We start from the raw sequence: 18373 nt of genomic DNA on the forward strand, positions 1-18373 counted from the left end.
GATGTTCGAGTGATGCCGTTCTGTTTATCGCGATACCTCTTAACTCGTTGTTTTCATGGGGGCCTTCTTGATTCGGCGACATCTGTCTTTGTAGAACTTGCCGCTCATGGCTTAGCCACCGTTGTTCAACGGGACTCGTGGTGGCGCAGTTCAAGCACGAGCACTGTTGAGAAAAGTTCATGAGCGTATCAACAAGGTGCCGTATAGCCAGCGGCCGATGCCGGGGCTAGGTTTGTCTCGCTGCTGCAGCGGAAATGCTTTCGTTGGATGCGGGACTTGAACGCGCGCACCACAGGCATTGCACGCAGTCGTAATTTAATTTTATTACCCAAGCAAAGCAGGGCCGGATATGAATATCGCCGCAGTTAATACCTTGGAGATTCGAGTGATCGAAGAGGTTGACCAACACTTTGAACAGCGTTTAAAGGCGTACGCGGAGACTTTTGAAAAAGTACACGGATGCCTGGGCTATAGCGTGATTCGTAGCTCCAGCGATCATGGTTTGTGGGTCTTCAGTGGCTACTGGAGCGCGGCATCGATGATGACTGAGCACTTTGAGAGTGAGTCGATGACGGCGTTGGTCAATCATTTGGTAACGTCCTGTTCCAACCTGACGTTTGCCAGTTTCACGCCCCAAATCGGAAGGGGACCGCACGATGAAGCTTGATGAAGCGCTATTTACGGCGATCGATCTCAATGCCTTGTTCATTCTCTTGGTGGTCTATCGCGAGCGAGGCGTGACGCGGGCAGCCGAACGACTGAACGTAAAGCAGCCAGCGGTGAGCAATACGCTGGCGAAGCTGCGCGTCCACTTTAAAGACCCCTTGTTTATCCGACGTTCGAAGGAGCTAGTGCCCACGGCCAAGGCCACCGAAATCGTGCGGGGGTTGGCGCCGGCATTGATGAGAATCCAGGACGTTATACGTCCCTCTGGAGGATGATCGGCAGTACCGTCCCTTCTTTTTTTGAGTACCCATTTCAATCAGGAGCTTATCGATGAGAATAACGTTTGCCGTGTCAGTGCTGAGCGCAACCTTAATGATTTCAAGTTGGTTGCACGCTGCCGATGAGCCTGAGAATACGATGCAAATTGCCAGAAACGGGGAGCAACCTTCTGTCCTGGGCTCGTCCAGCAATTTCGTCGGCACCGTCAGGGTTGATCCATTATTTGCAGCGCGACCGCCATCGAGGGTTACGGCAGGTGCTGTAACCTTTCAACCAGGGGCCCGATCAGCTTGGCACACTCATCCTGCGGGCCAGAATCTGATCGTCACCTCCGGCGTTGGATGGATCCAGCAAGAAGGGGGTGAGAAAATCGTCATCAAGCCTGGCGATGTGATTTGGACCCCTCCGGGTGTCAAGCATTGGCACGGGGCCACGAATTCCACCGGCATGACGCATTTGGCAATTCAAGAGGTACAGGACGGGAAAAATGTCGAGTGGCTGGAACCGGTTACTGATGAGCAGTACGGGCACTTGCAATGAAGCCCTCCAGGCATCTGCGGTTCCACGCAGTCTAGTTTGAAACTGGGATGGAAAAGTCGACAACTAGGTTTGCATTATTCTGTTACATTGATGCTTGGCGCAGTGGGTCGCCGGTATCTTTTTTGTTATTTATTGAAGGGTAGGTCGATGAGCCTCCCGGACTCCGTGGGCGGTCCCTGAGCTGCCGCTAATAAAATCGTCAGTGCACCAGTCCTCGGTCTCAGGCGATTCGACCTCTATTAATTACTTTTATGCATGGTGCCATTCAATTGGATGTGGTGTTTTTCGGGCAGCGCCTCGAATACATTGACGTCGACGAATTGATCCTTTGTGGGCTTAGACGTAATGCCATGAAGGGAAGTGCCCAGCATAAAAGCCCAATGCCTCGTTCAGCGTAGCTGGCCAACTGGATTGGACTCTACTGGCGTTCATCGAGCCTGGGTCAGGCCGCAGTCGTTCTGGATGTCCACACATCGGTTCTTAATTAGGAACAACACCATGAAGAAATTTTTTTTAACGCTGGCCCTGCTGGCTAGTTCGTTTACTGCGATGGCAGCCGATATGTCCAACGGCGCGAACAACTTTTTCAAGAGTGATAAGGTGACTGAGCAGAAGGTATCCTTCAATAATCAGTACCGCATGAAAGTCGTTGGGAATCTGTATGTGCCGAAGAATTTGAATAAGGCCAACAAAAGCCCTGCGATTATCATTGGCCACCCGATGGGTGCGGTCAAAGAGCAAAGCTCAAACCTTTACGCTCAGAAACTCGCTGAACAAGGCTTTGTGACCCTTGCGATAGACCAATCATTCTGGGGCGAAAGCGAGGGACAACCGCGTAACGCCGTGGCGCCGGATATTTACTCCGAAGCGTTCAGCGCAGCGGTCGATTACCTGGGAACCCAGTCGTATATCGATCGTAACCGCATCGGCGTTCTCGGTATCTGTGGCAGCGGCAGCTTTGTCATCAGTGCGGCAAAAATCGATCCTCGGATGAGGGCGATTGCCACGGTCAGTATGTATGACATGGGCGCAGCCAACCGCGACGCGCTCAAGCACTCGCAAACACTTGAGCAGCGCAAGCAGATCATCGCAGAGGCGGCTGAGCAGCGTTATGTGGAATTCACCGGTGGCGAAACCAAGTACACCGGCGGCACCGTGCATAAACTGGACGCGAACACCCATCCCATCCAGCGCGAATTCTTCGATTTCTATCGCACGCCTCGCGGTGAGTACACCCCGGCCGGGTCTTCGCCTGACGTGACGACGCATCCAACGCTGACCAGCAACGTGAAGTTCATGAACTTCTATCCGTTCAACGATATTGCGTCGATTTCGCCTCGTCCTATGCTGTTCATCGCAGGTTCTGAAGCACACTCGCTGGAATTCAGCCAAGAGGCTTTCAAGCTGGCGGGTGAGCCTAAGGAATTGGTCATCGTGCCAGGCGCAGGCCACGTGGACTTGTATGATCGGGTAAATCTCATTCCGTTCGACAAGCTGACTTCTTTCTTCCGGACCAACCTGAAGTAACCCATCTTTGAAGCCGCAACTGCCCGGTTTGCATAGGATGTTGTGGCTTCAAGTCTGAACGTAGGTCGTAGTGCGCATCGCTCGACTTGCCCTTGGTGGAACGTTCATCCCTTGAGTCTTCATGGCTCTTTCAGGCCCTGCACGCTGTGCAGGGCCTTTTTTTTATCCGTCATGACTCGTGTCGCAAGGCGGCGATCAATAAGGTCATAGCCCCTGAGGGTTGCCTACGGCTTGGGTAATAGAGATGAAGTCCTGTCCACAGGGGGCACCAGTCCTTCAGTACCGGAATCAGGTGGCCGGCCTTGACGTAGGGCTCGGCGATGTCTTCAGGTACATAGGCGATACCCAAACCGGCAATGGCTGCGTCAAGGCAATCATAAATGCTGTTGTAAATCAGCTGACCGTCAACCCGAATGTTAAGCTGTCGACCATCCTCCCCGAACTCCCAAGGCCACAATCCACCATGGGTGGGAAGACGTAGATTGACGCAATTGTGCTGCATCAGGTCTTCGGGTGTCTCTGGTTTTGGGCGACTGGCGAAGTAGCGCCTGGTCGCTACTGCGGTAAATCGCATGTCAGGACCGATGCGTACGGCGATCATGTCTTGGGCCACCGCTTCACCCAATCGAACGCCGGCATCGAAACGATCCGCAGCGATGTCGATGAGTCCATTGTCTGCGAACAGCTCGACTTTTATCCCAGGGTATTTCGGTAGGAATTTCTTTAGCTTTGGCGAGATGATCGATCGGATGGCGTGATCCGATGCGGTGATGCGTACGGTCCCGGTTGGGCTTTCGCCCAGTTCTGACAATGCCAGTAATTCAGCGTCTATCTCTTCGAAGCGGGGACCGACCGTTGCCAGTAGTCTTTCACCGGCTTCCGTTGGCGAGACTGAGCGGGAGTTGCGCGCGAGCAAGCGCGTGCCCAGATTTCGCTCCAGTGAGCTGACGGCATGGCTGACCGCCGATTGAGACAGGCCAAGATGCGCCGCTGCTCGAGTAAAACTCTTTTCGCGGGCGACGGCAATAAAGGCCATCAATCCACCAAAGGATTGCTTAAGGATGTCGTCTTGCATGGCTTGAATGATCTTTGTGAGTGCGCATGAACAATAACATTCTGGTGCATTGTTCGCAGAGCTTACAGCGCGCAGGCCTTGCTATGCGCTGAGATGGTCGTGGTGAGGCTGCAGGGCTATTCCCGATCGTCGATGTGGTCGATCTGTTTGAAGCGTTCAATCAAGAAGTCGATCAGGTGCCGGACTCGTGCCGAGAGATGCAGTTGCTGCGGATAGACTGCGTAGACGTCAGCATGGGTGGGCATATGGTTTTCCAGTACGAGGCGCAGTCGTCCGCTACGCACATAACGAGCTATATCCCATTCGGCTCGGAGCAACAACCCATAGCCCTCCAAGGCCCAGTTTAGGGCAACCTCACCGTCATTGCAGCACAGGGCGCCGTGTACCTTAATATTTTCTGTGCGTTCGCCGTTAGCGAATCTCCACACGCCGTAGGGCGATTCATTCTGGCGAATAAAGATGCAGTTGTGGTGTTGCAGGTCCGTCAATTTTTGCGGCGTTCCATACTTTTCGAGATAGATAGGGGAGGCGCAAAGCAGGCGGCGGTTGGAGGCTATTTTACGTGCGTGGAAGGCAGCGTCTGGCAACGTGCCGAAGCGAATGCCCAAATCAAAGCCATGAGTGGCCAGATCCAAAGGATGGTCGCTGATCTCAAGCTGAATCTCCACTTCCGGGTACAGGGCGTAGAAGGCGGCCAAGGCGGGTCCGATATGGCGACGGCCGAAACCGAGCGATGCATTCACCCGTATCAGGCCCTTGGGCGTAGCGCGACGGCTGCTGACGAGCTGTTCTACCTCGTCGATCTGGGTCAGGATGCGGGCGACGTGGGTGTAATACAGCTCACCTTCTGCAGTAAGGCTCATCGATCGTGTAGTTCGATTAACGAGCCGCACCCCCAACCTTTTCTCCAGCGCGGAAAGTCTTTTGCTGATTGCAGGAGGGGTAACGCCAAGTTCTCTGGCGGTTGCGACAAGGCTGCCTTGTTTGGCTAGCAAGTGAAAAAAAGCCAGGTCTTGAGCATTGTTCATGCTTGATTCCAAAGTGTCTTCTGATAAAGAACGGCCGCCACGGTGCCAGGTCGCGGCCGATCTACCAGGTCACTTGATGAAGCGAACCTGAGCGTTGATTTTATCGATGATTGCACCTTTGCGTTCGTTAAATCGCGCTTTGTTTTGTTCGAAAAGGTTATTGCCTTTGGTGTCGATGGAGATGATCAGCGGACCGAACTCCCGAACCCGGTTAACCCAAAGGGTTTCCGGCATGCCAAGATCCTGCCATTCAGCCCGTTCGATCTCCTCCACCTTGGTGGCCGCAAGGACCGCACAACCGCCAGGGAATACGGCATGTACGGCCTTGTTCTCCAGGCAGCCTGCGGTGGTTTCGGGCCCCATGCCACCTTTGCCAATAATCATCTTGACGCCGGTTTCCTCGATGAACTGCTTTTCGAATTTCTCCATTCGCATGCTGGTAGTTGGGCCAATGGACACCATCTCAAAGCTGCCATCATCTTTTTTACGCACAATGGGGCCCGCATGGAAGATTGCCCCGCCGCGCAAATCTACCGGTAGTTCACGTTTGAGCTCGATGAGGCGTCGGTGAGCCACGTCGCGGCAGGTGACCAATTGCCCAGTCAAGTAAACCACGTCGCCGACATTGAGCTCTGCGAGATCTTCGTCCTTGATAGGTGTGTTGAGGACTTTAATCACAGGACTACTCCTTCATGGGAGAGGATGTCGTAGGACAGGTCGGCATTGATGCGGATTTTGCCGCGGCGATGTGCCCAGCAACCGGTGGAGACCGCAACGCCGATGGTCGATGGATGGCGCGCTGAAGACTCGATGTTCACACCCATCACACTGCTGTTGCCGGTCAGGCCCTGTGGGCCGATGCCGACCTCATTGAGGCCTTCCTCAAGAAGCCGTTCCATCAAGGCTGCATTTTCGTTGGGATGGCTGGAGTCGACTGGTCGCAGGATGGCCCGCTTGGATAAACGGGCGGCTGTCTCTACGGAGGTGGACACGCCGACGCCCACCAGCAACGGCGGACAAGCGTTCACACCGCGGGAGGTAATGACGTCGAAAACAAATTCCGTTACGCCTTCGTAGCCTTGACCAGGCATCAAAACCTTAGCGGAGCCCGGTAGTGTGCAACCGCCGCCAGCCATGTAAACATCGATCATTGCGTAATCGGCGTCCGGGATAATCTCCCAGTCAAGCCACGGAATTTTGGAGCCCGTGTTGGTCCCTGTGTTCTTTTCGACGAAGGTCTCTACGGCGTTATGACGTAGCGGGCCTTTGATGGTTGCTTCCAGAGTTGCATTTTCCAGAATGTTTTCAAGTTCCCCCAATAGCGGGAACTTGGCACCTGCTGCGATGAAGTACTGAATCACGCCGGTGTCCTGGCAGCTCGGTCTGTCGAGCTTGTCAGCATAGTCCTGGTTTTCCGCCATGGAGTCGTAGACGGCGATGGCCAGCGGATTGGTTTCCGCTGCGCGCAGTTGGGCGGTCTTCTTTTTTACGTCGGTCGGCAAGCGCTTACCAATATAGGCAGTAAACTTGGCCATGACGTCAGTCAACGATTCAACGGCTGCTTCTTTATCCACTTCTATTTTCCTCATCGCATCACTAGGCTTATTGGTTTGTATGGCTGGTGGGCCTGTTGAAGAGTTTCTAATTATCGTCGGCTGCTTAATCGAGAGTTAAACCAGCGCGTTGTGCTGGTTTAACTCTTTCATCTGGGTTCAGATTTGGATTACAAGCTGGTCTCAAACTTCAAACCTGCGACCCAAGCGTCCTTGACTTCACTGACACCGCCGGGATTACCAACAAACTGGATGTTGGGGCGCACGGTCAGCCATTTGGTGACGCCAAAGCCATAGTAAATTTCCATGTTGGTTTCTGAGCTTTGCGTCGGCGTGTAGCGAGGATCGTCATAGTCGCTGACGCCCGCCCGGTCATTCAGTTGCTGCTGATGATCTGTGAAGCGGTTATTCACATGGAGACTGGCGATGGCGACGCCGATTTCGTCATTCGGGCGAGATTTGAAGGGGGCCGTGTAGTAAGCGCCTACTTGCGCATAACGATCGATCATATTGGTGGCTTTGTCATGCACGGTGGCATAGGCAAACACCGTCAGCCCGCGAGCGGCGAAGTCCGGATCTTTCCAGACTTGTTGTTGCCCGGCAATCCATGCGCCGTATTTACTGTCGCGGGATTTGGCTATGCCGTTTTCTTCTGTGTTGACGTCGTTTGCGTCACGGCTGCTGTAATATGCCCCTACGCGATATTCCCCTGGCAGCCGTCCGGCTCCCAGCGACGTGGTATGGACCAGCTCGACAGGTACCAAGGTACCCTCATTACCGCTGCCGCTGAGTTTGAAGCCGTTACCTATTTCCAGGTAGGACGGGTTCTGCTCGTACGCACCGATCTGCGCATAAGTGTTATCGCTCAACGCGACCTTTACGCGGCCCGCCCATTGAGTGATTGGCCAGTTATAAATGATATCGCCGGCCCAGTTACCCGGCTGCGCGCCGCAGAACGCCAAGTTCTGGAATTTGCAGGGAAAGCTGCCGAAGTCCTCGCCAAAATTCATGCGGCCCAGTTTGATATCCAGCCCGCCGTCAAAGAACTTCTGACGATACCAGAGTTGCGTAAGCCGCCAGGTCTGGCCGCGCCCGTATACCTCTTGAACCTGACTGATGCCGCCTACCCGAGGATCGGTGATGACATCATTGGTGAGATTGCGCCCGTTACGATCCGATATCGTGAATTGAAAATCAGCGCCTTCCCAACCGAGTATTTTCTCAAGGTCAAAATTGCTCATCAGTGCAAGTTGGTCGGTATACCGCGCCGTGGTGTGCGAATCATAGCCACCGGCCAGATTCGTCGCGGCGTCGCCCGTGTAGAGCACGTTAAAGGTATAACCCTTCTCCAGTAATTCTGAGCGTAGGCCGCCCCAGTCTCCCAACATCCAGGGGGACTCGGGATTGAAGGCTTCTTGCGCCTGACTGCTGGTCGCTCCGCAAAGCAGCAGCAGTGCCATTGATATCTTGTTCCGTGTAGTGCGGTTCGAGTGGGTAATCATCTTGATCTCTGCTTTTGTTTTTGTTGGTCAGATAATTGAGCGCACCCCGCTGTCGACCGAATACTGAGTATCGGCCTAAGGGTGTTGTGCAATGGCATTGAGTGGTACGACGCGTCTAGTGTTTTTCGGCGATAGCGACCTCTAGGGTTATTAATTGGATATTTGGGGGGCGAAACGCTTAGCTAAGCGGGCTTGGGAAGACAGGCAGAAGATTTTAGAAGTGGCTTTGATGGGGCAGGGCGCAACAGCTCATAGGGGGCAAGAGAACGTGTGCTCATATTTACCTTGGCCATGGAGCGACTCTCCGATTCTGATTGTTATGGAGAAGATTCATTCGTGACTTCGTTATAAATACCTATGAACTTTCACGCTGTGCTGGCTAGCGTTATCGAAAATTCTCAGGTCGGCGTCCTACAGCCGAGTTCAGCTGGATTCGCGCTCATGGGCCCTTGATGGTCGGTCAAGAACGGAATTGATCAGTCAGCATTGGGCATGCGCCCAAGCAGCAATGCTCGCTTTGCTCGACATCAGACTGTCACCTGCCATTCGCTTGCGTCGTTGTGGCAAATATGCACATGGTGGGATTTTTAGTCAATATGGTATTTTTTGTCTGGTTTCCATTTTTAGCGGAGAGTCTGAGGTTTTTATTGACCATTCAGACAAATAAATCTATTAACTGATTGAATTAGATACATTTTATAACATGTAAAATATCAGGCTGATGCCTAAAAGCTAATGCCTGTGCGTTTATTTTTTTGAAAAAATCTTATTGTGGGATTTATTTGATTAAATTGAGATGTGAATTCATGAGCTAAACCACAGTGAGCTCGTCGTGGCGCGTCTAACCCAAGGCGCTCATTCGTTGGAGATGCGTTGTCAGCGCAGAGCACAGCCTGGCATGCAGTGGCTGACACCTGGCCGAAACGGATTTTTCAATGATGCGCAAGAGTGCTAGATGTGCGGCAGCCATACGCTGCCGCCTCTTGGAGAAGGGAAGGGGAGGAGCAGAGCCGCGGACGCTGGCTTCTGCGCTGGAGATCGTTGCGGTGGGGCTCAAGTCTATAACGTTATCCGACGATAACTGCCCAAGCGAATAATCAATCGGGCCACAAAAGCCCCCGTCAGGATCACCGCAAACAGCCGTAGGGTTTGCATGGCCAATACCAGTCCTACATCGGAGTGCGTGTCCACCGCGATGATTGCCATCGTATCGAGCCCTCCTGGGCTCGTGGCCAGGTAAATCGAGAGGAAGTCCTTGTTCAACACTGCTGCCAACAGCCATGCGGACAATGCGCACAAAGCGATCATCAGGAGCGCTCCCAGTATCATTGCCGGCAATCGCCGCCAGACGTATTTGACGGTCATTCGATCAAAGCGCAGGCCAACGTAGCAACCAATAGTGCCGTAGGCGATAGCGAGTAACCAGCTGGGCAGGGTGATATGCAACAGGCCACTGATCTGTAACGCTCCGCCCAACATCAGCGGCATCAGCAGCGCACCGGCCGGCAATCGATTTCCCAACGCCACACCGATTAGTAGAGTGACGATTGTGAGGCCCAGATGCAGCAGGCCGAAGCTTTGCAACGCGACGTCTGCAGCATGCACCTCGCTTCCTCCGACCGGTGCTTCCAGCAAGTTGCTCACCAACGCACCGATCATTACCACGCACACCACGCGCACATATTGCATAGTGGCGACCACTCGAGAGTCGGCGCCATATTCGTCAGCCATCAAGACTATGGCAGAAGCTGCGCCTGGCGATGTACCCCAAGCTGCGGTACTGGCCGGGATGCCCATCCACACCAACGCAAGCCCCACCAGCGCGCTAAGGCTGACCGTCACCACGGTCGCAAACAGCATCATTGGCCAGGACTGTGCTATCGAAACGAGTACGGCGAGTGTCATCGAATGAGCGACAAGAATGCCGATGCAGCCCTGGCCAAGCTTGAAGGCGTAGCGGTGCAGTCGAATGCTCGCACCGCATACGCCGAACATGATGGCAACCAGCATAGGCCCCAGGAATTGGCCTGCGGGCACCTCTAGAAACCTCAGCAACTGACCGCCCGCTCCAGCCAACAGTGCAAGCGCCAACCATTGAAGCGGCGCGGGGTAGATATGCAGGGAAAATCTGGCAGAAGAAGACAAGAGTCGTACTCCAAAACGCTGGTCGCCGCGGGGGCGTGGCATCGCTATCGATGTGCTGATAATTATTGATACCTGGTTTGATAAAGTCTATTTTCTAATATCGATTGATTGATAACTTTGGTTGATGGATATGGACCTGCGTGATCTTGCCTATTTTGAAATCATCGCCGAGTTGGGGCACCTGGGCCGGGCTGCGCAAAAGCTCAACCGCAGTCAGCCTGCGCTGTCTAAAAGCATCCAGCGGCTTGAGGAGTCTCTAGGGACCCGGCTGTTCGAGCGCGATGGGCGGCGGATTAAGCTCACCCCAGTGGGAGAGTTGCTAAAAGTGCGTGGCAAACAGCTGCAGCAGAGCGTTGCCGAAACCCAGCGAGAAATACGTGATTTTGCAAACGGTGTGATGGGAAACATCCGCTTGGGGTGCGCAGCCTCCATGGCTGATCACCTGCTTCCACACCTGACCGCGACACTGCTTTCGCGTGCGCCGCAGATCACCTTGAACTTGGTGATCGGCCAAGACGATTTACTGCGCGAATCACTGTTCTCCGGGAGGCTGGATATGGTGATTTGCCCACAATACGAAGCGGATCCGTTACTGCAGTTTCATGCCTTGTTTGACGACGAGGCGGTGGTGGTCGCCAGCCGTCATCATCCGTTATTCAGCGCCAGTTATGAGTTACGCGATTTGTGTCAGTACCAATGGGTGTTGCCGGCCTCCACTGTGCCGGCGCGGCGTTGGATAGACAATGTGTTCCAGTCCAGGGATCTGCCTTTACCTCAGGTACAGATCGAAACCACCTCGATCTCTTTGTTGCCACGCCTGATTGGTGAAACCAACCTGCTGAGCTTTCTAGCCAGGGAGACCCTCGAAGACGTCAAGGGGGTCACGCACCTTCGTGAGGTGAGACTGAAGGAGACCACTATGAAACGTACTATCGTCGTTTTTGTCCGCGCGGGCGCCTATTTATCGCCGGCCGCACAAATGTTGCTGAGTGTCCTTAAAGACGATGGAACCATTTTATTGGGCTAGCGGATGCTATTGGCAGCCGCTTGCCTCGATCGGGCCTATCAAGCCGGCGAGGACTGGGTGAGCCGCTCACCGTTTCCAACCACCAGTGCTGCCAGGATGAGCAGTGCGCTGCCGCCGATTAGAGGGGCAGCCACCGACACATGATCCAACAGGCTCCCGCCGAACGCGCCGCCGACCATGATCGCCATCTGAATAGCTGCAACCATCAACCCACCGCCAGTTTCTGGCTCATCGCTCACCTCTTTGGCCAGCCAGGTCGACCAGCATACCGGGATGGCTGAATACAGCATCCCCCAGCCAAACATCATGATGGCGGCGGCCGCGAAGATGTATCCAAGCTCGGCCAAAGCCACCGTCATGACAGCCAGGGCCACTGGCAACCAGCGCAACAGTTGGAAGAGAAACTGTTTTTCCAGCAGCCGACTGACGAGGTATGTACCTCCGAAACCGGCGATACCCAGGCTTAAGAGCAAAACCGACAGTTGGGTCGAGTCAACGCCAGTGACTTGTTCCAGAAATGGGCGCAAGTAGGTGAAGGCGGTAAACGTACCACCGAAAGTCAGCATGGCGGCCAGCAGACCGAACATTACATTTCTGCGTTTCAGTACGCCGAACAGCCTGGAAAGGGGAATGGTTTTTTCTGGCTGCATCTTGGGCAAGCTTTTGTATTGCCAGATCACGTTAACGATGACAATCGGCACCAGCGCAGCGAACACGAAGCGCCATCCCAAATGGCCTCCCACGTAAGCCCCAATCGGCGCGGCAAATGCAGCGGCCACCGAATGCCCCATGTAAATCATGCCTAAGGCTTTAGGCACCGAATCCTCGGGGACTATTCGCAGGACAGTGGCAGTGGATAAAGCCCAGAAACCGCCGATGGCGACCCCCAAGAAGGCTCGGGCAATCATCAACCAAGTGAAGCCAGGCGCCAGAGCGATGACTACCAGCGAAACAAGCATCAGCACGGTCATTGAAATCAGGACATGACGTCTATCGAAGCGTCCGGCGATAGAGGCGATGCAGAGGCTTGCCACCACCGCAAAGAAACCGGAAATGGAAATCGCCTGTCCAGCCATCCCTTGAGAAGTATGAAGGTCGTTGGCGATTGGAGTCAGCAGACTCACGGGCATGAACTCTGCCGCGATCAACAGAGCGACGCAGAGTGTCAAAGACCCCACGGCGCTCCAGATCCGGCTGTCGACCTGGGCCGAAGTAAAAGTTGAGGTAGTCATCGTTGTTCCCATGAAATAGCCAATACACAACGCCCCAAACGATAGGGGCACTGCGCAAATGGACGAATGAATGCAAGGAAATTGAGAACGCCAGGGATTGACCCGGCGGGCGATGGGTCACTGCCTCATCGCGAATTGTTTGAGGTGGAATGATAGGGTGCTAAGGATGATCTGTAATGATCTGAAATCCGAAAGCACCTATGAATGCTGGCGAATAATTCAGCTGCGTAAAGGACGCATATTCAGCAATCAGTTCGGCTTCGATTTCCCTCTGTCGGAGTTCTACAGATTGAAGCAGACGTTCCCTGTCTCTGTGATGGAAACACTGCGGCTCGTTCGTGTGAGAAGGCGAACGCCAACCCAGGCTTCCTTCTCTGGATGCTACGACTGAGCGCCGATTGAGTTATTCCTGTAATTCGCTTTGGGCATTTCGGTAGGTTGTTCAAGACACTTCCCGGATTGGGAGCATCACTTGCACCTACCGGAACACAGTTAAGATTCTGATTCGTAACTCAAGGTTATGTATGTAGTGATTTTGAGTCGACTCTGCTTCTTTTTGCGCTCCATATAATTGGCTCACGACCCCGCCTGGCCAGTCCGGTATGGCGGGTTGCAAGAGCCAAAACAAGAGCGGAGATGAAAATGAGCGCGTACAAAATTGCTGCAGTTCCCGGTGATGGCATTGGTGTTGAAGTCATTGCAGCGGGCGTCGAGGTGCTCGAGGCACTGTCAAAAAAATCCGGTTTCGATTTGCAGTTCAAACACTTCGATTGGAATTCGGACAATTACCTGAAAAACGGTTACTACATCCCTGAGAACGGCCTTGAGGAATTGAAAACATTCGACGCCATCTTCTTTGGCGCTGTCGGTGCGCTTAATGTGCCTGACCACATTTCTCTCTGGGGCCTGCGCCTGCCGATTTGCCAGGGCTTTGACCAATACGCCAATGTGCGTCCAGCCCGTGTGTTGCCAGGGGTAAAAAGCCCGCTGATCAACGGCGACCAAATTGATTGGGTGGTGGTCCGGGAAAATTCCGAAGGCGAGTACTCCGGCAATGGCGGTCGTGTCCACCGTGGTCTGCCAGAAGAAGTGGCGACTGAAGTGTCTGTCTTCACGCGGGCCGGTGTTGAGCGTATCCATCGCTTTGCTTTCCAGCTGGCACAGAGCCGTCCACGCAAGCACCTGACGATGGTCACCAAGTCGAATGCCCAACGCCACGGTATGGTGTTGTGGGACGAGATTTTTTACGAAGTGGCCAAGGATTTTCCGGACGTAAAAATCGACAAAGAGTTGGTCGATGCGGTGACGACTCGCATGGTTCTCAAACCTTCGACCTTGGACGTCATCGTGGCGACCAATCTGCACGCCGACATCCTGTCCGATCTGGCTGCGGCGTTGTCCGGTAGCCTGGGCATCGCTCCGACGGCTAACCTTAATCCTTCACGCAAGTTTCCATCGATGTTCGAGCCGATCCATGGCTCTGCCTTCGACATCACTGGCAAAGGCGTGGCCAACCCGATTGCAACGTTCTGGACGGCAGCGATGATGCTCGAACATCTGGGTGAAGTGGACGCCGCAAACCGCTTGATGTCGGCCATCGAAGCGGTGACTGAAAGCGGCCTGCATACACCTGATCTCGGTGGTAAAGCCACTACTCGGCAGATCACCGACGCGGTACTTGAACTGATCAATCGCTGATTTCACTACTGGTAAAACTGCAGCCGGAAGCCAAGGGCGGATCATCGATCCGCCCTTGGCTTATCCGCAGTTTGATTTATATGCTCCTCGCTCAAGTCTCCACTCGCGTCCCTCTTCAGACAAAACGCAAATGCGAAGTCAGCCCCTGGCATCGACGAGTTCTATATCGGCAAAAACCGCTGGGACGCGTTGATAAGCTCAGAGATATATGCGGCGGTTTCGGTTTCGGTTTCGGTTTCGGTTTCGGACGAAACGGGGCGGCGGCCAGGGGCGGTTTGGGGCGGGCGTCATTTGGGTTCTGGCGAACGTGACGCTGGGCCATGAATGGCGTCGCTGCCGAACCATAAGGCCCGGCAGCGAAATCTCAATGCGACGATGTGTGGGCTTCAGATTCCCGCAGTCTGACCACCGTCAATGACCATGGCATGGCCGGTGACGAAACCTGCCTGTTCGGAGCAGAGCCACAGGACGGTATTGGCAATTTCCTCGGGGCGACCCATACGACCAATCGGTTCCTGTGCAATCACGCGAGCGCGGCCTTGTTCGGTATCACCAGTGAAGCGAGAGATCATATCGGTATCGATAATTCCAGGGCACAGGGCATTCACTCGAATACCTTGGGAGGCATGTTCCAGAGCTGCGCATTTACTGATGGCGGTGACGCCGTACTTTGAAGCGCAGTAAGCCGATTGCCCTTGGATCGCCAATACTCCGGCCCCAGAGGAGGTGTTAACGATCGCACCGCCTCCATTCGTCAACATGATATCGATCTGGTGCTTCATGCACAGATAAACACTCTTCAGGTTGACCGCGAGCACGCGGTCCCAGAGGTCTTCGTCGATGTCTTTGAGCTTGTTCACGGGTTGCTCGATGCCGGCGTTATTGAAAGCGCAGTCGAGCCCTCCAAAAGTCGCCACGGTTTTATCCAGAGCCGCTTTGATACCCTTGCTGCTCGTCACATCGCAGGGGATGGTGAGGACCCGACCACCAAACGCTTCGATGAGTGCGGCGGTTTCTTGTAGACCTTTTTCTGAAATGTCTACAGCCGTAACGCTGGCACCGGCTTTGGCGAATGCGATGGCCGTGGCGCGGCCGATGCCGCTACCGGCGCCGGTAACAAATGCAACTTTGCCGGTATAGGTCCCTGCGGTAGATAGGGTCATGGTGCTGTCCTCTTGATTTGTTTTTTACTGAAGGGTTCGAGCAGAGATTGGGGCCAGTGCCTCGCCTTCTGTTACAGCGGCGGGGCACCGGTCTCGGTCATAGGGTCACTTGGATTTGGCTTTGCTTCGGCTGTTGCCAACGGTGTATAGCGCGGCAGCACCAATGAGCACGATGCCCTCGATCAACCCCTGATAATTCGCCCCCAGATTCAAGATGTTGAAGCCGTTGGTGAGCGAGTAAAGCAGCAGTGCCCCAGCCAGGGTTTTAATAACACTGCCGGCGCCGCCAAACAGCGAAGTGCCGCCCAGAATTGCCGCCGCGATAACAGCCAATTCAGCACCACTCAGGGCTGCGGGGTTGATGGAGCGCAGGCGGCTCGCAAAAAGGATCCCGGCAAAGCCCGCCGCGGCGCTGCACAACACGAAGGCAACCAACTTGTAACGGACAACATTGATACCGGAGAGGCGGGCGGCTTCGGCATTGCCGCCGACGGCGTAAAGGCGACGGCCTACCATGGTGAAACTCAGCGTCACCCAAACGATGGTGGTGAAAATCGCCATGTAGATGACCGGTTTCGGCAGCATGATTTTGCCCCCGGCGCCCCAGCTCATTGCTAGCAGGCAGAGGCCGCCCAGAGCCATTCCGAGCATGGCTGGTGTCAAGGGTCTCGCCGCTTTTCGTGCCCGCACCGCTTGCAGGGCGCTGATGCCGAGCAGTACCGCACCCAGGAGGATTGCAACCACGCCAGCGTCCAGGCGACCCGACTCGAACGCTTTCATGGCTTCGATGACTTCGGGTTTTTGCACAGACAGAGATTGGCCGTCAGTGAAAATCAAAACCGCGCCGCGTAGCGCAGTCATGGTGCCGAGGGTAACAATAAAAGCATTGATACCCACGAATTGCACGATGGACCCGTTCAGCAAGCCGGCGCAAATGGCGACCGTCATCGAAAAGGCGCAGGCGGGCCAGAAGCCCAGCTGATCGGCGAAACCGATAAGAATCGCGGCCGAAAGCGCCGCGACCGACGCGACTGACAAATCGAAATTACCGCTGATCAATATGACCGTCATGGCCACGGCCATAATGGCGATGAGTGAGGACTGATAGACGATATTGGTAATGTTCAAAACGCTGAGATAGTTGGATTTCCCCAGGTAAGTCGTGATACACGATAGGCCAACCAGCAATAGCAGCAATGCATAATAGACACCCATTTCACGCAGGCTGAAGAGGCGTCGCCAATCAACCTGACGATAGACAGGCGCGGGCGGTGGCGGTGTTACATTTTGACTGGCGAGCCGCACCGGTTCGATTTTTGGTTGAGTTGTTGTACTCATTGTTTTTATCTCTATAGCTAGATTGTCCATTGCTCAGTGACCTCTGCTTTCAGGAGTAACGCATTTACCGCCAGCGAGCAGGAGCAGTTCATGTTCCGATGTTTCATGGACGGGGCGCTCCGCGACACAGCATCCATCGCGCATGACGATGATGCGGTCACTGACGGCGAGCAGTTCTTCAAACTCTGACGACACGACGATGATGGCTTTGCCTTCTGCGGCAAGCCGACGGATCAGGAAGATGATCTCGGTCTTTGCACCGATATCGATGCCGGCGGTTGGCTCGTCCAAAAGAAGCACCTTGACGTCGCTGAATAACCACTTCGCGATCGTCACCTTCTGGGCATTGCCGCCACTGAGTTCGCTGACGAGAATGTCAGGCGAACTGGCCTTGATGGAGAGTTGTTGGATGGCATCCCAGCCACGGTTCAGTTCACGTTGCTCGTTGGGAAGGCAATTGAATGCCGACACGGAATTCAAGGCGGGCAGGGAAGTGTTACGCCAGATCTCGAAATCCGGTACCAGGCCCTGCTTTATACGATCTTCCGGCACCAGGCCTATGCCTGCTTTCACGGAAGCCCCGGTGCTGCGCCCAATCTCCCGGCCATTGAGTATGACCTTGCCTGAGGCATGCGGGTCGGCGCCGAATGCTGCGTGCAGCAGTTCGCTTCGACCTGAGCCCAGAAGACCGGCTATCCCTATGACCTCGCCTGCTGCGAGTTTCAGCGATATCGGGTGCAGCTTGCCCGAGGAAGAGACGTTCTGCAGTTCCAGCACGGTTCGGGATGGATCGGCGCAACTGTTGCGTTGAGCGGTCGCACGCGCTTGTTTGGCAATGGGTTTGCCGACAATGGCTTCGGCTAAAAGATTTTCGTCCAGATCGCAGGTGTTGGCTCGCATGGCTGCGACCCCATCACGCAGGACCGTGACGCAGTCTGTCAGAGCTATGACTTCGTCCAGGAAGTGCGAGACGAAGAGAATCGCTTTGTTTTCTACTTTTGACAGGCGGCGGACAGTGTCATAGACAATTTCCCGCTCCTCTGTAGCCAGAGAGGCGGTTGGCTCGTCCATGACAATCAAGTCCGCACCCGTGGCAAAGGCTTGGTAAATCGCTGCCATCTGGCGCTGACCTATCGAGAGGTCGCACACCTTGCTATCGGCATCCAGTCTGTAGCCGACGCGCTGGCAGAGCTCATCAAAGCGCTCGCGCATCGAATTGGGATAGCGCCACGTGCCGTTCTTTCCGAGAAAGACGTTTTCGATCACGGAGAGGGTGGGCACGAGCGGTATATGTTGGTGGATGGTGGCTACGCCCATGTCGTTGGCCACCTTTGGACTCGCCCACGTCACTGGCTTGCCGCGCCAGACAATTTCACCGCTCGTGGGAGCATTCGCGCCGGACAGGATCTTTATCAGGGTCGACTTGCCAGCGCCGTTGGCGCCAAGCAATCCGTGAACCTTGCCCCTCGCAATGTCGAGATCGACGCCGCGCAGTGCGACAGTCCCGTTTGGGTATTCTTTCGCAACCCCTTGGAGCCGCATGAGAAGCGTTTCTTGATGAGTCATCTCGATAATCCGTTTTTGTTCTTTGTTATCGGCT

The 18373-nt window shown here is 54.6% G+C and carries 16 protein-coding genes; 6 read left to right on the plus strand and 10 right to left on the minus strand.

From position 1 onward, the window contains the following. The first annotated feature begins 349 nt into the window (after positions 1-349). The 4 genes from TU81_RS01580 (at position 350) to TU81_RS01595 (ending at position 3012) form a co-directional block, all read left to right on the plus strand. A complete protein-coding gene (locus TU81_RS01580) occupies positions 350-667 on the plus strand; it encodes an antibiotic biosynthesis monooxygenase family protein (RefSeq protein ID WP_048392931.1) in 318 nt (105 codons plus the stop codon). Next, complete coding sequence (locus TU81_RS01585) at positions 657-941, plus strand: LysR family transcriptional regulator (RefSeq protein WP_048392933.1); 285 nt, start codon at positions 657-659, stop codon at positions 939-941. Before TU81_RS01580 ends, TU81_RS01585 begins: the two co-directional genes overlap by 11 nt. A 55-nt stretch (positions 942-996) precedes the next feature. Further along, positions 997-1485 carry a (R)-mandelonitrile lyase gene (locus TU81_RS01590; protein ID WP_048392935.1) on the plus strand — a complete coding sequence of 163 codons (489 nt, stop codon included), beginning with the start codon at positions 997-999 and terminating at the stop codon, positions 1483-1485. Positions 1486-1983: 498 nt separating this feature from the next. Further along, a complete protein-coding gene (locus TU81_RS01595; RefSeq protein WP_048392937.1) occupies positions 1984-3012 on the plus strand; it encodes an alpha/beta hydrolase in 1029 nt (342 codons plus the stop codon). 169 nt (positions 3013-3181) lie between these two features. On the opposite strand, the gene TU81_RS01600 is transcribed toward TU81_RS01595, so the two are convergent. From TU81_RS01600 to TU81_RS01625, 6 genes are all read right to left on the minus strand, one after another. Next, positions 3182-4087, minus strand: coding sequence for a LysR family transcriptional regulator (locus TU81_RS01600; protein WP_048392940.1), 906 nt, complete (start codon positions 4085-4087; stop codon positions 3182-3184). A 116-nt stretch (positions 4088-4203) separates the two neighbouring features. Beyond that, positions 4204-5115 (minus strand): LysR family transcriptional regulator, encoded by a 912-nt coding sequence (locus tag TU81_RS01605; RefSeq protein WP_048392942.1) that lies wholly within the window; start codon positions 5113-5115, stop codon positions 4204-4206. Positions 5116-5184: 69 nt separating this feature from the next. Continuing rightward, on the minus strand, positions 5185-5793 hold the full coding sequence (gene ttdB / locus TU81_RS01610) for a L(+)-tartrate dehydratase subunit beta (protein ID WP_048392943.1): 609 nt from the start codon (positions 5791-5793) through the stop codon (positions 5185-5187). Then, positions 5790-6689 carry a L(+)-tartrate dehydratase subunit alpha gene (gene ttdA, locus TU81_RS01615; protein ID WP_172898744.1) on the minus strand — a complete coding sequence of 300 codons (900 nt, stop codon included), beginning with the start codon at positions 6687-6689 and terminating at the stop codon, positions 5790-5792. The genes ttdB and ttdA overlap by 4 nt, the downstream gene beginning before the upstream one ends. Positions 6690-6838: 149 nt before the next feature. Next, entirely contained in the window at positions 6839-8170 is a 1332-nt protein-coding gene (locus TU81_RS01620; protein WP_048392946.1) for a carbohydrate porin, read from the minus strand. A 1059-nt stretch (positions 8171-9229) separates the two neighbouring features. Further along, positions 9230-10315: an AbrB family transcriptional regulator gene (locus TU81_RS01625; protein ID WP_048392948.1), complete on the minus strand. Its 1086-nt coding sequence runs from the start codon at positions 10313-10315 to the stop codon at positions 9230-9232. A 130-nt stretch (positions 10316-10445) separates the two neighbouring features. Here TU81_RS01625 and TU81_RS01630 point away from each other — a divergent pair, with 130 nt between their 5' ends. Beyond that, a complete protein-coding gene (locus TU81_RS01630) occupies positions 10446-11342 on the plus strand; it encodes a LysR family transcriptional regulator (protein WP_048393608.1) in 897 nt (298 codons plus the stop codon). 38 nt (positions 11343-11380) lie between these two features. Here the strand turns inward: TU81_RS01630 and TU81_RS01635 are convergent, their stop codons facing one another. Further along, a complete protein-coding gene (locus TU81_RS01635) occupies positions 11381-12574 on the minus strand; it encodes an MFS transporter (RefSeq protein ID WP_088500315.1) in 1194 nt (397 codons plus the stop codon). A gap of 642 nt (positions 12575-13216) precedes the next feature. Here TU81_RS01635 and TU81_RS01640 point away from each other — a divergent pair. Further along, a complete protein-coding gene (locus TU81_RS01640; protein WP_048393611.1) occupies positions 13217-14272 on the plus strand; it encodes a tartrate dehydrogenase in 1056 nt (351 codons plus the stop codon). A gap of 386 nt (positions 14273-14658) precedes the next feature. Here TU81_RS01640 and TU81_RS01645 read toward each other — a convergent pair whose 3' ends face one another. The 3 genes from TU81_RS01645 to TU81_RS01655 form a co-directional block, all read right to left on the minus strand. Next, positions 14659-15435, minus strand: coding sequence for a glucose 1-dehydrogenase (locus TU81_RS01645; protein WP_048392950.1), 777 nt, complete (start codon positions 15433-15435; stop codon positions 14659-14661). A gap of 105 nt (positions 15436-15540) precedes the next feature. Next, a complete protein-coding gene (locus TU81_RS01650) occupies positions 15541-16803 on the minus strand; it encodes an ABC transporter permease (protein ID WP_197679440.1) in 1263 nt (420 codons plus the stop codon). Positions 16804-16806: 3 nt separating this feature from the next. Then, positions 16807-18339, minus strand: a complete 1533-nt coding sequence (locus TU81_RS01655; RefSeq protein ID WP_048392955.1) for a sugar ABC transporter ATP-binding protein — start codon at positions 18337-18339, stop codon at positions 16807-16809. Between the last annotated feature and the right edge of the window lie 34 nt (positions 18340-18373).

Source organism: Pseudomonas lini (genome assembly GCF_001042905.1).
GTDB lineage: Bacteria > Pseudomonadota > Gammaproteobacteria > Pseudomonadales > Pseudomonadaceae > Aquipseudomonas > Aquipseudomonas lini.

Coding starts and splice junctions, on each gene's coding strand:
- TU81_RS01580 (WP_048392931.1), top strand. CDS start 350: ATGAATATCGCCGCAGTTAATACCTTGGAGATTCGAGTGATCGAAGAG.
- TU81_RS01585 (WP_048392933.1), top strand. CDS start 657: ATGAAGCTTGATGAAGCGCTATTTACGGCGATCGATCTCAATGCCTTG.
- TU81_RS01590 (WP_048392935.1), top strand. CDS start 997: ATGAGAATAACGTTTGCCGTGTCAGTGCTGAGCGCAACCTTAATGATT.
- TU81_RS01595 (WP_048392937.1), top strand. CDS start 1,984: ATGAAGAAATTTTTTTTAACGCTGGCCCTGCTGGCTAGTTCGTTTACT.
- TU81_RS01600 (WP_048392940.1), bottom strand. CDS start 4,087: ATGCAAGACGACATCCTTAAGCAATCCTTTGGTGGATTGATGGCCTTT.
- TU81_RS01605 (WP_048392942.1), bottom strand. CDS start 5,115: ATGAACAATGCTCAAGACCTGGCTTTTTTTCACTTGCTAGCCAAACAA.
- TU81_RS01620 (WP_048392946.1), bottom strand. CDS start 8,170: ATGATTACCCACTCGAACCGCACTACACGGAACAAGATATCAATGGCA.
- TU81_RS01630 (WP_048393608.1), top strand. CDS start 10,446: ATGGACCTGCGTGATCTTGCCTATTTTGAAATCATCGCCGAGTTGGGG.
- TU81_RS01635 (WP_088500315.1), bottom strand. CDS start 12,574: ATGACTACCTCAACTTTTACTTCGGCCCAGGTCGACAGCCGGATCTGG.
- TU81_RS01640 (WP_048393611.1), top strand. CDS start 13,217: ATGAGCGCGTACAAAATTGCTGCAGTTCCCGGTGATGGCATTGGTGTT.
- TU81_RS01645 (WP_048392950.1), bottom strand. CDS start 15,435: ATGACCCTATCTACCGCAGGGACCTATACCGGCAAAGTTGCATTTGTT.
- TU81_RS01650 (WP_197679440.1), bottom strand. CDS start 16,803: ATGGACAATCTAGCTATAGAGATAAAAACAATGAGTACAACAACTCAA.
- TU81_RS01655 (WP_048392955.1), bottom strand. CDS start 18,339: ATGACTCATCAAGAAACGCTTCTCATGCGGCTCCAAGGGGTTGCGAAA.